This window comes from Candidatus Rickettsia kedanie, from assembly GCF_045865205.1.
In the GTDB taxonomy this organism is placed as follows: domain Bacteria; phylum Pseudomonadota; class Alphaproteobacteria; order Rickettsiales; family Rickettsiaceae; genus Rickettsia; species Rickettsia australis.
In genome coordinates this window covers 22,989-37,911 of sequence record NZ_BAABMM010000039.1, presented here as the reverse complement: position 1 = coordinate 37,911, position 14,923 = coordinate 22,989, and the positions used below count along the sequence as shown (strand labels likewise).

Genomic DNA, 14,923 nt, shown 5'->3' with positions numbered 1-14,923 from the left:
TTAAAAAACTTCTTTAAAAATTTACGAATAGCTTGGGTAAGTTTTTGCTTAAAAGATAAATATAGGAAAACAAAAAAATCTACTTTATCTTCTCTTAAACTTATAAACATCCCTTAACTTGACGCGTGTGGTTCTTTCCTTTGTGTCATCCTGTGATTTATTCACGGGATCCAGAACACAATAAAATAAAGCCAGACCCCGTGGTCAAGCCACGGGGTGACAACAAAAAATTTGGATTTCTGCTTCCGCAGGAATGATATACAATAACCATAACGGAATTTGATAAAAAGGAGTATTTTGAGTGAGAAATATTATATATTTTATACTATTATTTAGCTTTAAAGGTTATGCACTTGAAACAATAAATATTGAGCATGGGCGAGCTGATCCTACGCCTATAGCAGTTAATAAATTTAATGCCGATAGTTCTGCTGATGACGTACTGGGTAATGATGTGGTTAAAGTTATCTCTAATGATTTAAGGCTTTCGGGGCTATTCCGTCCTATTTCCTCTGCATCTTTTATAGAAGAGAAGACAGGAATAGCATATAAGCCGCTTTTTGCTGCATGGCGTCAAATTAATGCTAGCCTTTTAGTAAACGGTGAAGTTAAAAAACTAGAAAGCGGTAAGCTTAAAATTAGCTTTATATTATGGGATACATTGCTTGAAAAACAGCTTGCCGGCGAAATTCTTGAAGTACCGGAAAATTTATGGCGAAGAGCAGCACATAAAATTGCTGATAAAATTTATGAAAAAATTACCGGTGATGCCGGTTATTTTGACACCAAAATAGTGTATGTATCAGAAAGCACTTCTTTACCAAAAATAAAAAGAATTGCTTTGATGGATTATGACGGTGCTAATAATAAATACCTTACCAATGGAAAGTCACTAGTATTAACCCCAAGATTTGCTCGTTCAGCGGATAAGATTTTTTATGTTTCATACGCAACTAAAAGAAGAGCTCTTGTTTATGAAAAGGATTTAAAAACAGGTAAAGAAAGCGTAGTAGGTGACTTTTCTGGTATATCTTTTGCTCCTAGATTCTCACCGGACGGTAGAAAAGCCGTAATGTCAATAGCTAAAAACGGCTCAACTCATATTTACGAAATTGACCTTGCTACTAAACGGCTTCATAAATTAACTGACGGATTCGGTATTAATACCTCTCCTAGCTATTCACCGGACGGTAAAAAAATTGTATATAACTCCGATAGAAACGGTGTGCCTCAATTATATATCATGAATTCGGACGGAAGTGACGTTCAGCGTATTAGTTTCGGTGGAGGTTCTTACACTGCTCCTAGCTGGTCGCCTAGAGGAGACTATATAGCATTTACTAAGATTATTAGAGGAGCTGAAGGAAAAACTTTTAATATTGGAATTATGAAAGCATGCCCCCAAGATGATGAGAATAATGAAAGGATAATAACAAGCGGATATTTAGTCGAAAGCCCTTGTTGGTCACCTAACGGACGAGTTATTATGTTTGCTAAAGGTTGGCCATCGAGAGCTAAAGCTCCGGGAAAAAACAAAATTTTTGCAATTGATCTAACAGGTCATAATGAAAGAGAAATTATAACACCGGCGGATGCTTCTGATCCTGAATGGTCAGGAGTGCTGAATTGATGTCATTCCCGCGGAAGCGGGAATGACATAGAATAGGTTTTTCGATCCATGCAGCTAATGCAGGTCAAGACACTGGATGACAATCCAATAAGGCTTAAGCTACTTCTCTACTATGGTTTAAAATAAACTTCTTTATTTTTTCAAAAGCTGTATTTTCTATTTGTCTAATACGTTCCTTAGAAATATTATACTCATTGCTTAAAATATCTAGAGTTTTAGGAGTATCCGTTAATTTACGCTCTGTTAAAATACGAAGTTCCCTATCGTTTAAAATCTGCATAGCATTCGATAGTAACTTCCTTTTACTGGTAAAATTTTGCTTATTAATAGCCATAGCTTCGGGAGTAGGGCGTGTTTCTGGTAATAGTTCTATCAGTTCTCCTGATTCTGCATCATCACTATTTATAGAGTTATTTAACGATAAATCAGGACCTGAAATTCTAGTATTCATCTCGGAAACTTCATGAACCGAAACGCCTAATTCATCTGCTATTTTTGCAAAATCATCGGTAGTAATAGCCCTTGAGTATAAATTAGTAATTTTATGCTTAACTTTATTAAGACTAAAAAATAATTTTTTTTGTGCAGCCGTTGTTCCCATCTTGACTAATGACCAAGATTTTAATATATATTCTTGTATGGCTGCTTTAATCCACCACATCGCATATGTTGACAGGCGGAAACCAAGTTCGGGATTGAATTTTTTTACTGCCTGCATTAAACCTATATTACCTTCTGAAACCAATTCGGTAATAGGAAGACCGTAAGTCCTATAACCGCTTGCAATTTTTGCAACAAGCTTAAGATGACTCGTGACTAATGTATGTGCAGCTTGTAAATCATTTTCTTCTAAATAGGATTTCGCTAATAAAAATTCTTCTTCTTGCGTAAGTGAAGGAATTTTATTGATTTTCTGTAAGTAGTTATAAAACCCTGACTCGCTAGAGATTGCTAATGCATTAATATTATTAGTCATACCAACCTTACTATTTTTCTTTATACTAACACATATATGATCTAAAATAAACTTTTTCTAGAGTATTTTTAAATAAAATCACATAATGTCTAAAAAATCCAATAAAAATCTAGCTTTTTCCTTGCTGGGATTAGTAATTAGTATGGTGTTACTAAGTTTTGCTTCCATACCTATCTATAATTTATTTTGTAAAGTTACAGGATATGGCGGTACTACTGCAAAAGAAACGGTGAGTGTATATTCTAAGGTAAAAGGCACTAAACCTATAATTATCGAGTTTGATGCTAATGTTGATAAAGATTTACCTTGGCGGTTTATTCCAAGGCAGCAAAGAGTGCAAATTGTTCCGGGGCAGAATACTCTAGTGTTCTATGAAACGGAGAATCTAAGCAATAACGATATAATAGGCACTTCCGTATATAATGTGACTCCAAATAAAGCAGGAAAATATTTCGTAAAAATTCATTGTTTTTGTTTTGAAGAACAATTATTAAAAGCCGGCGAAAAAGTCTTAATGCCGGTTACATTTTATATAGATAAGGCTTTTGAGCTTGACCCTGAAATGCAAGACATTAAAGTACTTACCTTATCTTATAGCTTCTTTAAAGTACAGAGAGCTATATACTCGCTGAATTTGAAAAATTGGCTACGTTGTCTTGTAAGTCCTCCGGTCCTCACGTATTAAGTTTACGCTGTAGTCCTCGGCTTACAGACTACTTGCTCTTTGCCAAATTGAGCTTCGTATACCAATTCTTCATTTACTTAAAGTATAGCTGTCACCTAGTTCGTTTGACCACGGTATGATAACGGAGCATTTTTCAAGAGCCATGCAGACAAAGCCCATCATTGATGTTCTATAACCCACTTACGTAGCCTAACAATCGGCGGAGTGTTTATAAGAGCAGTGGAAGGTAAAACTTTACCGTTAGTATTAAAAGTAATCATAGGATCTATACCGTATATGCTATACCATGGCTTTAATGGTGAACTATTTGAATATTTACGGTGAAACCAAGATAAGAAAGGTGCTGTTTCTTCATATTCTATTACTTTAACCGATTGTGGATTTTTGTGATATATAAGGCTAAGTACCGATTGGTCGGAATGATGCCATTTATATTCATCATAATTAGGATGAATATTATAATCTTTGCCTGAAAGAATTCTAATATCTTCACAACTTTTTAGCCATTTTTCAATAAAAGCACGAGAAAGCTCGGTATTACGCACAACAATAACGGCACTCCAAATATGATCGTCATTTCTGCATTCTTCGTTTAGACAATCCATTAAGGCAAAGGTTTCACCTTTAATAAAACTACCGTTTTTACGATCGCGATCATGTACTAGTAATATATCATTATCACCTAAAAGATTTGTTAAACTACTGATATGCTTTTTAATAACAAAAGCCGAATCTAAATATACTATAATAGCTCCTTCCGGTGCTTTTTTCATTGTTTCAAGTATAATATAAGGTTTCCATAGCCATAAACCAGCTCCTGCAGGCTCATTAAAAATTTCTTGATTTGTCTCTATAAACACTTGAGGTATATGTTTTTTCTTATAGTTCAATATGAAATCTATACCTTTATTAATTGCATAATGAGTGGTTGCATTTTGATTACGATAAACATACTCCGGACCGTCGGCATAAGAAACTAAATAAATAGGTTCTTTTATAGAATTCTGAATAGATAAATCTACTTTTTGTAATGATAAATCATTAATAAAACCTTGATGTGCATATTCTAAGATAATAAGTAGAAAATAAATTAGAGTTAATGTAATAATCGTTTTGTATAATATTTTAAATAACATATGATTTTTGAGTTCTTTAGTCTATGTCATTGTAAGGAGGTATTGCCTGCATGAACCAAAAAAACTGTGCGATCTCATTCCCGCCTACGCGGGAATGATATCAGGGTGTTAATCAATCTTACAAAGCAATCCTTTTGAGACAACGCCGATTATAGCAATACATTTTAATATATTAAAAGATAGTGTTGTAATTTAATTATAAATGTAGTACAATTTGCTGTGTTTAAGGTTGATATGATTAATTTAGGGGATAAGCAGTCTACTATAGTTGTTGCCATGTCAGGCGGGGTGGATAGTTCGACAGTTGCCGCCACGCTGTACGAGCAGGGATATAATGTTATAGGTATCACCTTGCAGTTATATGATCACGGTATGGCAGTAGGAAAAAAAAATGCCTGTTGTGCTGGTCAGGATATTTACGATGCTAAAATGGTAGCAAATAAGCTAGGTATTCCCCATTACGTACTTGATTATGAGAGCAAATTTAAAGAGTCGGTAATAGATAATTTCGTCGATAGCTATTTACAGGGCGAAACACCGTTGCCATGCGTACAATGTAATAAATCGGTAAAGTTTAGGGATCTAATTAAAACGGCTAGAGAGCTTGGAGCAGCTCAGCTTGCTACTGGTCATTATGTACGAAAAGTCAATGGCGATAACGGAGCAGAGTTACATACGGGACTTGATCCGGCAAAAGATCAAAGTTATTTTTTATTTACGACAACTAAAGAGCAATTGGAATATTTAAGTTTCCCTCTAGGAGGGTTTACTAAGGATGAAACACGAAAGCTTGCTAGTAAATTTGGGCTTGAGGTAGCAGATAAGCCCGACAGCCAAGATATTTGTTTCGTACCTGACGGAAATTATAAGAGCGTAATAAATACAATACGTCCAAATAGCAGTGAAAGTGGTAAGATTATTCACGTAAATGGGTTTGAGCTAGGAGAGCATAGCGGTATAATTAATTACACTATAGGGCAACGTCGTGGGCTTGGTATAGCTTATAACGAGCCTTTATATGTAGTAAAGATTGATCCTAAGGACAATATAGTATATGTAGGACCTGAAGCTGCATTACATGTGCAGGAATTTATAATTAAAGATGTGAATTGGCTTGCAGATGAGATTAAAGATAACGACAAGCTAGAAGTAGCCGTTAAAATCCGCTCAACAAGACCGCCTCGTTTAGCCGAAATAAGTAAACTCGGTGATGATAAAATGAAGATAAGATTTTTATCAGAAGAAAAAGCCGTTGCCCCTGGGCAAGCATGTGTTATTTATGCTGGTGAAAGAGTACTCGGCGGCGGGTGGATTACTAGAGATATAAGGTAGATTATACCTTGTGGTATGGCTCCTTAAAAGCATTTGATGTCATCCCCGCGTAGGCGGGAATGATAGATCACTCACTCAAACAGGAGAAACTAATGAGTTTTTTAAGGAAGAAAAGTTTTGAATTAGTAAAAGAGATAGGTAGCTCAAACGGTCTTAGTAAGACGCTTGGAGCATTAGATTTAATATTACTAGGTCTTGGTGCAATGATTGGTACTGGCGTATTTGTCGTTACCGGTATCATTGCGGCTAAATATTCAGGACCTGCGGTAATGTTATCTTATGCGATTGCAGGTATTACCTGTATCTTTGTAGCACTTGTTTATACTGAACTTGCTGCAATGCTTCCGACTTCAGGAAGTATCTATACTTATTCCTATGTAGCATTCGGCGAAGTATTTGCTTGGATGATTGGTAGTGTTATAATATTAGAGCTAGGCGTTGCTGCAGGAATAGTAGCTGCAGGCTGGTCGGGCTACGTACAAGGAATATTAGCAGCAGGCGGAATCAATTTACCGAAAGAATTAACTACCGTACCGACAAACGGCGGGATAATAAATTTACCGGCATTTTTAATCTCGGTATTTATTGGATTTATTTTATATTTAGGAACTAAAGATAGTAAGCGACTAAATGCAATTTTAGTTTTCATAAAAATGGCTGCAATATTTGTATTTATACTCGCTTCTGCTCCTCATTTCGATGCTACTAACTGGAGTAACTTTATGCCTTTCGGCTTTAGTAATGTTTTAGTAGGTGCATCTATTTTATTCTTAGCTTTTACGGGCTTTGGAACGATTGCAACTGCAGCTGAGGAATGTAAAAATCCAAAACGTGATATAATGATCGGTATTATCGGCTCGCTTGTTCTAACTACTATAGTTTATGTAACAATGGCGGGGCTTGTTACCGGTATTGCACCTTTTGATCAATTAAATAACGACCAACCGCTTGCTTATGCTTTAACTATCAATAATAGCAAGATTGGCTCTGCTATCGTGGCAACCGGTGCGGTGTGCGGTATGATGACGGTGTTGATGATGAATATTTACGGTACTTCTCGTATTTTTTATGCTATTGCACGTGACGGTTTACTACCGAAAAGTTTTGCAAAGCTGCACCCAAAATATGACAGTCCGTATATTACGATTATAATATTTGCTTCTTTAGCCGCTATCCTTGGAGGATTTTGTTCTACGGAATTATTAACACAATTAACTTCAATGGGAGCATTAATTGATTATATAACCGTTACAATAATAGTAGTATTATTTAGAGTAACGCTACCTGATGCTCAAAGACCTTTTAAATGTCCTTTAGTATTTATTATTGTACCTTTTATTTTAATTGCTTGTGCATATTTACTATTTATTCAAATATATGACGGTGAATTTAATCTATTAATGGCAGGTCGTGCATTAATATATTGGTTTATTACGATGTTTGTTTTATATATTATAAGATCGTTTTTTATGAAGAAGGCACAAAGTTAGTATTTTTCAGTGTCATCCCCGCGACTTGATCGTGGGATCCAGTCTTTTTTAATGTTTTTTGGATACCGTGGTCAAGCCACGGTATGACACCGAGCGGTTTTTTCGCTACATGCGAGATGACATTAATAAAACCACAAAATTAACCAAATGACTGAAAAGTTGCAGCCACTTCGAGGCATGAAAGATCTATTGCCGGATGATTATAAAGTCCACGACTATATAATTAACAAAGCAAGAGATGTTGGAGTATTGTACGGCTATAAGCAAATGAGTACTCCAATACTCGAGTATACCAAGGTTTTTAACCGCTCGATGGGTGAAAGTTCTGACGTAATAAGTAAAGAAATCTATAGTTTTCTAGATAAAAGCAATGAATCTGTAGCTCTTAGACCTGAATTTACGGCCGGTATTATAAGAAGCTTCATCTCAAATGGTTTTCAGCACAAGCTACCTCTTAAACTTTTCTCTACCGGTCCTGTTTTTCGTTATGATAGACCGCAAGCAGGGCGTCAACGTCAATTTCACCAACTGAATTATGAATATATCGGAGCTAAAGGAGCTATTACTGATGCTGAAACTTTGAAGTTAGCGATAGACATACTTAAAGCACTCGAAATAGAGCAGGATACTCTCTTGGAGCTTAACTCTCTTGGATGTAGTGAATCAAGAAGTGCTTATCAACAAAAGCTGGTAGAATATCTAAATGATTTTAAAGATCAATTATCGGAAGAAAGCAAAATAAGGCTGATTAAAAATCCAATGCGAATACTTGATTCTAAAAGCGAAATTGATCAAAAAATAGTTGCTGCTGCTCCGATTTTATCTGAATATTACACTTATGAATCCAAAGAATATTTTGATGAGTTAATAAAGTATCTCGACATTTTAGGTGTGAAATATAGCATAAGTCCACGTTTGGTTAGAGGGCTTGATTATTACTGCCATACTGCTTTTGAATTCACTACAAAAAAGCTTGGGAGTCAATCTACTATTCTTGCCGGTGGTCGATATGACGGGCTTAGCCGAATCATGGGTAATAATGGTGATGTGCCTGCTATCGGTTTTGCTGCCGGTATTGAGCGTATTGTTTTAATGCGAGAATATAATATATCTGAAGTAAAGCCGGTATTTGTATTACCTATAGGCAAAAATAATATTACTTACTCTTTAGAAATTGTAGATAAATTGCGTTCACAAAATATTGCTACTATTATAGAACCCTTAGGTCAAATAGCTAAAAGGATGCAACGTGTTCTTAATGAAAATGCTAAATTTATTATTTTTATAGGTGATGAAGAACAAGCAAATAATAGCATCAAACTTAAAGATTTAGAAAAACAAGAAGAATATATAGTAGATTTTGCAAAAGCTTTTGAATTATTGAAGAAATATTAAATATTTATAACTTTTCTAAAACCTTTTCAATTATTCCTGAATTTAACCATGACATCTAAAAATATGATTATTATAAACGATTTAGCTATGAGTTATGGTGCGAGAATACTATTTACTGAAGTAAATTTATATATTAAAAATAATAAACGATATGGTTTAGTAGGTGCTAACGGAGCAGGTAAAACAATTTTTTTCAAAGTTTTAACTAAGGAAGAAGAGCCAGCTTTCGGTGATATTAATATACCTAAAAACTCTAAAGTAGGTTGTTTAAAACAAGATCAATTTCTTTATGAAAATACTAAAATTATAGATACGGTAATAGCAGGAAATAAGAAGTTTTGTAGGTCTTGGAATAGCTGAAAAATATCATTATGAACCGCTTTCTGCGTTGTCAGGAGGTTATAAACTTCGTGTATTACTCGCACAAAGTTTATTTAATAATCCCGATATTTTACTACTCGACGAACCGACAAACCATCTTGATATTATTTCGATATATTGGCTTGAGCATTATTTAAAAAACTCTTTTAAAGGAATATTAATTTTTATCTCACATGATTTAGCTTTTTTAAATAATGTTGCAACAGATATTTTGGATATAGATTATGGAGAAATAAAACTATACGTAGGTAATGATGATAATTTTGTTCAGGAAAAGCAGATAATAGCTGCGCAAAAGTTAAGCGAGCGACATTTCTTAGAAAAGAAAATAGAAAATATGCAGGCTTGGGTTGATAAATTTAGAGCAGGGACAAGAGCAAGGCAAAGTGCTTCCCGAGAAAAGCAGCTAGCGAAAATAGAATTACTGGATATACAGAAATCTTCAAGAATTAGTCCGCTATTTAGATTGAAACAACTACGAAATTCAGGAAAATTAGTATTAAAAATCGATCAAATAACTAAACGTTTTGAGGATAAACAAATATTAAATAAAGTTAGTTTTAACGTATCAAGATGAGAAAAAATTATTATTATCGGTGCAAACGGTATCGGTAAATCTACTTTATTAAAAATTTTAATGAATAAAATAGCAGCAGATCAGGGTAGTTATGAGTGGGGGTATGAATCACAAATATCTTATTTCGCTCAAGACCATAATGAGCTACTTAATGAAAATATTAGTATTATTGATTGGCTTAAAAAGCAATCTAAAAAGGAAACGGAAAATACTATTAGAAATACGCTTGGACAAGTATTATTCCGTAGTGATGAAGTAAATAAAAATATTGTAAGTCTAAGCGGCGGGGAGGGTGCAAGGTTATTACTTGCTAAAATGATGCTAGAAAAAAGTAATATTTTGGTTCTTGATGAACCGACAAATCACCTTGATATAGAGTCACGCGAAGCTCTTAAAAAATCTCTAATTGATTTTGAGGGTACGGTAATATTAGTAACACACGATCGTGATTTTGCAAAATCCATAGCAACAAGAATTATTGCTCTTTCCCATAGGAAAAATATTGTTGATTTTAAAGGTAAATATGATGACTATATTGAGAAATACGGTAATGATTATTTAAGTTCTGCTATTAAATTATCCTAAGTTTTAGGATTGTCATTGTGAGCTGGCATTGTTGCGTGAACGCTGATGTCATTCCAGCAACGGCGGGAATCCAGCATAAAGCAAGATAAATCGAGCTTTTAATTTTAAAAACTTATTGTGTATAACCTTGAAAGTACTGGATGCCCGCTTTTGCGGGAATGACATTGAAAAGCTAAACTACCTTACAAAGCAATGTCTATTCAAATCCTAATCCAGCGAAATATTTATGAAAATATCCGGTATCATGACCGATAACTTTAACTTTATCATTAGAATAAAGTGATTCAGATTCACTGTATATGGTTGTGCCGTCATCCATATAGCGAATAGAATAAGATGGGAGACCCATAAGGTCTAAAAAAAATGTCTTCACGTATAATTTTAGGAGCTTTATAGGATTTTTGTATATTTTCTGATTTCGGCATATTAATATCCTTAATAAATAATTGTTTATTAATATATTATCACAAGAATAATTATAATAGCTATCTACAGAACCTAGAAATTCAGGTTTATAAATTGCAGTATTATATTCATAAGGATATTCTAAATATTTTTGCAATTTTATAATATTTACTTGAAACAATAGGTAATGATTTGATGGTTCGTGATTTGATAAATTGAAATATTTTCTTGCTAGCCATTTCTTATCTTGCACATCATTAAAAGCTTTGATTTTTGAGTATTCACTTTGTTGTTCTTCTTGTAAAAAATAATCTTTATAATCCTTATAATCTTTTGGAAGATTTAATATAAACCTAGAATATTGCTCTAACTGAAAGTTAGTTAGCCATGTAAATATAGAATATAAATTTTCTCTATGATTCGCAACAAAGATAACAGCAACTTTTGATTGCTTTATATTTTCTCCTATCTCTCTTTCAATAACGTCATTAGATAATATTACTAATTCTTCATTAGAATGTTGGTGATTGTTCTTAGCTTCAATGATTATGTCAAACATCTGAGTAGCCTAATTCTTTTGAGGTAAATAATTGTTTGTATTTATTAAGCCATGGACCGAAAGCTATAGATTCAAGTTTTTTAAAATATTCAATTAATTTCATATGCAACTCTAAGTTAAATTTAAGAGCAGCACTTTATATAAAAAATTAAGATAAGTCAAGAGATATTAAATTAATGATTTTAAAAATATGTGTTATCCCGTGGCTTGACTAACGTTGTTAGTCCGTTTATGTCATTCCCGTGTGGATCGGTTTTAACGTCATTGCGAGGAAATTACAGAGTAATTGACGAAGCAATCCAGTCACAAATTCTGTGAATCAGAATTTTTTGTATTATTTTTCTGGATTGCCACGCAGTCTACGACTGCTCGCAATGACGGCTCGGTATCAACACTCTCCCTAACAACAACGAAAATTTTTTACATAACCTAATGACAAAAGTAAAATATGAATATATTATTTAATTTTAGAATAATTAAATAATATACATTCAATGAGTGCAGACACTAATATTAGCGATAGCTTAGAAATTGTTACGCAAGATCATTTATCAATTTTTGCTTTAATAAGCTCCTCCGACATTATCGGTAAGTCAGTTATGTTGATGCTGCTTATTACTTCCATTTGGTCATGGGCTATTATTTTGGATAAAATATTTAAGCTAGCACAAGTGCAGCGAAGAATGAAGAATTTTGAAAATGTATTTTGGTCCGGTGTAGTATTAGAGCAATTATATGAAAGCATAAAAAGGTCGGTTAATAATCCGCTAGCTTTGATATTTGTCTCGGCTATGGATGAGTGTAAGAGTTTAAGTACTAAAGGTCTTTCCGATGCATTAAAAAACAACCATAAAGAGCGTATAACTGGTGCAATGTACCTAGCTCAAAATAGGGAAGTCGAAAAGCTTGAGAAGAATTTAAGCTTCATCGCAACTGTTGGATCAAGTGCTCCTTTCTTAGGTTTATTCGGCACTGTTTGGGGAATTATGCACAGCTTTCAGTCGATTGCCACTTCTAAGAATACTTCTCTTGCAGTAGTAGCCCCAGGGATTGCCGAAGCACTACTTGCAACGGCTATAGGTTTATTTGCTGCTATTCCGGCAGTAATTTTTTATAATTATCTGATTTCCTGCATTACTCTTATCAACAATAAAATTGAATATTTTAGTAGCGAGCTAAATTCTATACTTTCTAAGGCAATTGATCAGGAGAAGATGTAATGGCTATAAAGCTTGCCGGAAGTAATAGAAAAAGCAAAAGAGCGGTCGTTAGCGAAATTAATGTTACGCCGCTTGTAGACGTAATGCTTGTGCTGCTAATTATTTTCATGATCACTTCTCCCATGCTTGTTTCAGGCATAAATGTGGATTTACCTGAGACAAATTCAAGTGCGATTTCAGGACAGGATGAACCGCTAGTCGTTACTATCAATAATAAAGGTGAAATTTTCCTGCTTGAAACTCCTATAGAGAGAACACATTTAACCGACAAGCTTTCAAATATTACTAAAGAAAAAAAGGATGCTAGAATTTTTGTAAGAGGCGATAGAAATGTTTCTTATGGGCAGGTAGTAGAGATAGTTGCCGAAATTCATGCTGCCGGCTTTTCACGTGTAGCTCTTATTTCAAATATTAAAAATAAATGAAAAGTAATCAAAATAGGGATAATTTTACGGTTTTCCTTAGCTTCTCTGTTGTTCTGCATTTACTTCTTTTATATTTTTTTCTATTCGGTATGCCATCGCTTTTTGAAAAATTATCGGAAGAGCAAACTATAACTTTTGAGATGTTATCTGTTAGCGATAAACCAAATATCATAACCCAAACAAAGCAAAAAGAAGCTCCGATAGAAAACGAAGACGCTAAAAAGTCTGAGCAGAGTAAGCCAAAAGAAGAAGAACCACAAGACTCGCCTAAAGAAGAAAAAGCAAAAGAGCCTGATGCTGAAACAATAGAAGAAAAGCCAAAAATAGAAGAGAAAAAACCTATAGAAGCACCAAAGCCTGAAGAAGTGAAAGAAGCGTTACTTGAGAAGAACGAAGAAGTAAAGCCTAAAGAAGAAAAAAAACAAACAGAAGAAAAGAAGAAACCCGAAGAGAAAAAAGAGGAAGTTGTTATTAACAAACCGGAAGAGAAACCGAAAGAGGTAAAGAAAAAAGAGCCTAAAACCGATGAGTTTGACTCTCTACTTAAGAATTTAGAGCAATCTTCGGAAGGGGATAATGTAAAATCTAATAAGCATCAAAGATCAAAAAAAGCTGATAATGCAAAAGAAGCTAAAGGAGTTTATACGGATGGGCTACCTCTTTCCGACAGTGAAATATCTTTAATCAAAAGACAGATTGAAAGACATTGGAGTAATGTACCAGCAGGGGTTAGAGGTAATAATAAGGTAAAAGTCATTATTAGCATTACTCTAGATAAAGCAGGTAACGTTGAGCAGGCAAAGGTAAAAGAAAAAATCTGTCCTAATATTCCGGCTAGCATTTGTGAAGCTTTAGCAGATAATGCAATTAGAGCAGTATGGCAAGCAAGCCCTATTGAGAATCTTGATCCTGCACTCTTTAACCATTGGAAAGAGATTAATTTTAGCTTTGATCCAAGTAAATTGTAGCCTTATTGCATAGCTCGTCTAATGTCATTCCTAGCTAAAAGTGGGAATGACATTAAGGACCATGCAATAATTGAAAAATATTATTCATTATGTTCGTGGTGATTACCGATGAATTCAAGCCCCATATCTTTTCGCTCATTATTAAAACAACAATAGCAGCAATATCCTATCAAAAATAATAAGGTTGCTCCCATTTTAAAAATAGGATCAAAGCAGTATTACTAGAGCTTGTTAAATCATATTCTGAAGGTAATAAAAATACGTGGGAATGTCTTTATTCATAAAACTTAGTGATTATATTTACTATTTATCAATAAAAGAACTCTATAACTTTGTCTATTAACATTATATTTATTTCACAAAGTTTTAAAAGAGCAGGATAAGTAAATAACAATAAATGGCATAGATTTAGACCAAAATGGACTATCATAGAGCATAATATTTTGCCTGTTTTGTAATATGCATAACCGTAGAAGAACCAGCATATAGTGCTTAACGCTATATATATTAGTCCGCCTTGAAAATGTACGATCCAAATATTAAAGATGCTATAATAACAGCTAAAATCTGCGGTTTCGGTAAAAGATTTTGTAATGTTCTTTGTAAAACACCCTAGAAAGAATACTTCCTCAGCCATACAAACGAAAAAGAAATTATTAATTGCCAATATCGGTAATATGCTTGGGATTTTAGCCTCAAATAAGGCGTAACCGCTTATTAAAGATAGAACCATAATTATTGCTATACATAGTAATAGAGAAAGAGAAGTATATCTTATAGCATTCGTATGTTCTTGTTTTTCTAAAATATATAAATCACTGACAGAAAAAATTATTAAAGCCGGTATTATCTTATCAAAATTTAGATACATAGAAAATGGTATGGATAATTCCTATAACTGTATTTTATCAATAGCAAGTAGGTTAAAAAATCCCGTAACTTTATGAAAAGCAAAAGCGCTAAAACAAACTGAAATAGATATAAATAATAAGATTTTTAGTACTTTATTTAGCTGTAAATTAAAATAGGTATAGGTAATAGCAGCAAAAATAGATAAAGCCCCAACTCCTATAATATTTAGATATAAAGCGGCTAAAATTGTAATACCTATGCTTAAAATGTGCAGGTCTTTTATCATGACAAAATAAAGATATTAATA

15 protein-coding genes and 1 pseudogene are annotated in these 14,923 nt (G+C 33.7%); 11 read left to right on the top strand and 5 right to left on the bottom strand.

Going from position 1 to position 14,923, the window contains the following annotated elements:
- The first annotated feature begins 301 nt into the window (after positions 1-301).
- Positions 302-1,630, top strand: coding sequence for a Tol-Pal system beta propeller repeat protein TolB (tolB, locus tag ACKTSD_RS05990; RefSeq protein ID WP_412708426.1), 1,329 nt, complete (start codon positions 302-304; stop codon positions 1,628-1,630).
- Between the two features lie 94 nt (positions 1,631-1,724).
- On the opposite strand, the gene rpoH is transcribed toward tolB, so the two are convergent.
- Positions 1,725-2,606 carry an RNA polymerase sigma factor RpoH gene (rpoH, locus tag ACKTSD_RS05985; protein WP_412708425.1) on the bottom strand — a complete coding sequence of 294 codons (882 nt, stop codon included), beginning with the start codon at positions 2,604-2,606 and terminating at the stop codon, positions 1,725-1,727.
- An 85-nt stretch (positions 2,607-2,691) separates the two neighbouring features.
- On the opposite strand from rpoH, the gene ACKTSD_RS05980 reads away from it, so the two are divergent.
- Positions 2,692-3,291, top strand: coding sequence for a cytochrome c oxidase assembly protein (locus ACKTSD_RS05980; protein ID WP_412708424.1), 600 nt, complete (start codon positions 2,692-2,694; stop codon positions 3,289-3,291).
- Positions 3,292-3,449: 158 nt separating this feature from the next.
- Here the strand turns inward: ACKTSD_RS05980 and ACKTSD_RS05975 are convergent, their stop codons facing one another.
- Positions 3,450-4,427 carry a glycosyltransferase family protein gene (locus ACKTSD_RS05975; RefSeq protein WP_412708423.1) on the bottom strand — a complete coding sequence of 326 codons (978 nt, stop codon included), beginning with the start codon at positions 4,425-4,427 and terminating at the stop codon, positions 3,450-3,452.
- Between the two features lie 234 nt (positions 4,428-4,661).
- Between ACKTSD_RS05975 and mnmA the strand changes: the two genes are divergently transcribed.
- The 6 genes from mnmA (at position 4,662) to ACKTSD_RS05940 (ending at position 10,187) form a co-directional block, all read left to right on the top strand.
- A complete protein-coding gene (gene mnmA, locus ACKTSD_RS05970; protein ID WP_412708422.1) occupies positions 4,662-5,759 on the top strand; it encodes a tRNA 2-thiouridine(34) synthase MnmA in 1,098 nt (365 codons plus the stop codon).
- 92 nt (positions 5,760-5,851) lie between these two features.
- A complete protein-coding gene (locus tag ACKTSD_RS05965; RefSeq protein ID WP_412708432.1) occupies positions 5,852-7,249 on the top strand; it encodes an amino acid permease in 1,398 nt (465 codons plus the stop codon).
- Positions 7,250-7,396: 147 nt separating this feature from the next.
- Complete coding sequence (gene hisS, locus ACKTSD_RS05955) at positions 7,397-8,644, top strand: histidine--tRNA ligase (protein ID WP_412708421.1); 1,248 nt, start codon at positions 7,397-7,399, stop codon at positions 8,642-8,644.
- Positions 8,645-8,707: 63 nt separating this feature from the next.
- Positions 8,708-9,004, top strand: a complete 297-nt coding sequence (locus tag ACKTSD_RS05950; RefSeq protein ID WP_412708430.1) for an ATP-binding cassette domain-containing protein — start codon at positions 8,708-8,710, stop codon at positions 9,002-9,004.
- Between the two features lie 28 nt (positions 9,005-9,032).
- Positions 9,033-9,602 (top strand): ATP-binding cassette domain-containing protein, encoded by a 570-nt coding sequence (locus ACKTSD_RS05945; protein WP_412708420.1) that lies wholly within the window; start codon positions 9,033-9,035, stop codon positions 9,600-9,602.
- 60 nt (positions 9,603-9,662) lie between these two features.
- Complete coding sequence (locus ACKTSD_RS05940; protein WP_412708419.1) at positions 9,663-10,187, top strand: ATP-binding cassette domain-containing protein; 525 nt, start codon at positions 9,663-9,665, stop codon at positions 10,185-10,187.
- Positions 10,188-10,383: 196 nt separating this feature from the next.
- Here ACKTSD_RS05940 and ACKTSD_RS05935 read toward each other — a convergent pair.
- Positions 10,384-10,612 (bottom strand): annotated as a pseudogene (locus ACKTSD_RS05935) (hypothetical protein).
- Between the two features lie 1,033 nt (positions 10,613-11,645).
- On the opposite strand from ACKTSD_RS05935, the gene tolQ reads away from it, so the two are divergent.
- The 3 genes from tolQ to ACKTSD_RS05920 are packed head-to-tail and all read left to right on the top strand — an operon-like array spanning position 11,646 to position 13,764.
- Positions 11,646-12,371 (top strand): protein TolQ, encoded by a 726-nt coding sequence (gene tolQ / locus ACKTSD_RS05930; protein WP_412708418.1) that lies wholly within the window; start codon positions 11,646-11,648, stop codon positions 12,369-12,371.
- Entirely contained in the window at positions 12,371-12,796 is a 426-nt protein-coding gene (tolR, locus tag ACKTSD_RS05925) for a protein TolR (RefSeq protein WP_412708417.1), read from the top strand. Before tolQ ends, tolR begins: the two co-directional genes overlap by 1 nt.
- Positions 12,793-13,764, top strand: a complete 972-nt coding sequence (locus ACKTSD_RS05920) for an energy transducer TonB (RefSeq protein ID WP_412708416.1) — start codon at positions 12,793-12,795, stop codon at positions 13,762-13,764. The genes tolR and ACKTSD_RS05920 overlap by 4 nt, the downstream gene beginning before the upstream one ends.
- Positions 13,765-14,074: 310 nt before the next feature.
- On the opposite strand, the gene ACKTSD_RS05915 is transcribed toward ACKTSD_RS05920, so the two are convergent.
- Positions 14,075-14,635 (bottom strand): CPBP family intramembrane glutamic endopeptidase, encoded by a 561-nt coding sequence (locus ACKTSD_RS05915; RefSeq protein WP_412708415.1) that lies wholly within the window; start codon positions 14,633-14,635, stop codon positions 14,075-14,077.
- Positions 14,636-14,656: 21 nt separating this feature from the next.
- A complete protein-coding gene (locus ACKTSD_RS05910) occupies positions 14,657-14,902 on the bottom strand; it encodes a hypothetical protein (RefSeq protein ID WP_412708414.1) in 246 nt (81 codons plus the stop codon).
- Positions 14,903-14,923 lie beyond the last annotated feature (21 nt).

Excerpts from the sequence above, each read along its gene's own strand:
- rpoH (WP_412708425.1), bottom strand. The coding sequence starts at position 2,606 with ATGACTAATAATATTAATGCATTAGCAATCTCTAGCGAGTCAGGGTTT.
- ACKTSD_RS05980 (WP_412708424.1), top strand. The coding sequence starts at position 2,692 with ATGTCTAAAAAATCCAATAAAAATCTAGCTTTTTCCTTGCTGGGATTA.
- ACKTSD_RS05975 (WP_412708423.1), bottom strand. The coding sequence starts at position 4,427 with ATGTTATTTAAAATATTATACAAAACGATTATTACATTAACTCTAATT.
- mnmA (WP_412708422.1), top strand. The coding sequence starts at position 4,662 with ATGATTAATTTAGGGGATAAGCAGTCTACTATAGTTGTTGCCATGTCA.
- ACKTSD_RS05965 (WP_412708432.1), top strand. The coding sequence starts at position 5,852 with ATGAGTTTTTTAAGGAAGAAAAGTTTTGAATTAGTAAAAGAGATAGGT.
- hisS (WP_412708421.1), top strand. The coding sequence starts at position 7,397 with ATGACTGAAAAGTTGCAGCCACTTCGAGGCATGAAAGATCTATTGCCG.
- ACKTSD_RS05950 (WP_412708430.1), top strand. The coding sequence starts at position 8,708 with ATGATTATTATAAACGATTTAGCTATGAGTTATGGTGCGAGAATACTA.
- ACKTSD_RS05940 (WP_412708419.1), top strand. The coding sequence starts at position 9,663 with ATGAATAAAATAGCAGCAGATCAGGGTAGTTATGAGTGGGGGTATGAA.
- tolQ (WP_412708418.1), top strand. The coding sequence starts at position 11,646 with ATGAGTGCAGACACTAATATTAGCGATAGCTTAGAAATTGTTACGCAA.
- tolR (WP_412708417.1), top strand. The coding sequence starts at position 12,371 with ATGGCTATAAAGCTTGCCGGAAGTAATAGAAAAAGCAAAAGAGCGGTC.
- ACKTSD_RS05920 (WP_412708416.1), top strand. The coding sequence starts at position 12,793 with ATGAAAAGTAATCAAAATAGGGATAATTTTACGGTTTTCCTTAGCTTC.
- ACKTSD_RS05915 (WP_412708415.1), bottom strand. The coding sequence starts at position 14,635 with ATGTATCTAAATTTTGATAAGATAATACCGGCTTTAATAATTTTTTCT.
- ACKTSD_RS05910 (WP_412708414.1), bottom strand. The coding sequence starts at position 14,902 with ATGATAAAAGACCTGCACATTTTAAGCATAGGTATTACAATTTTAGCC.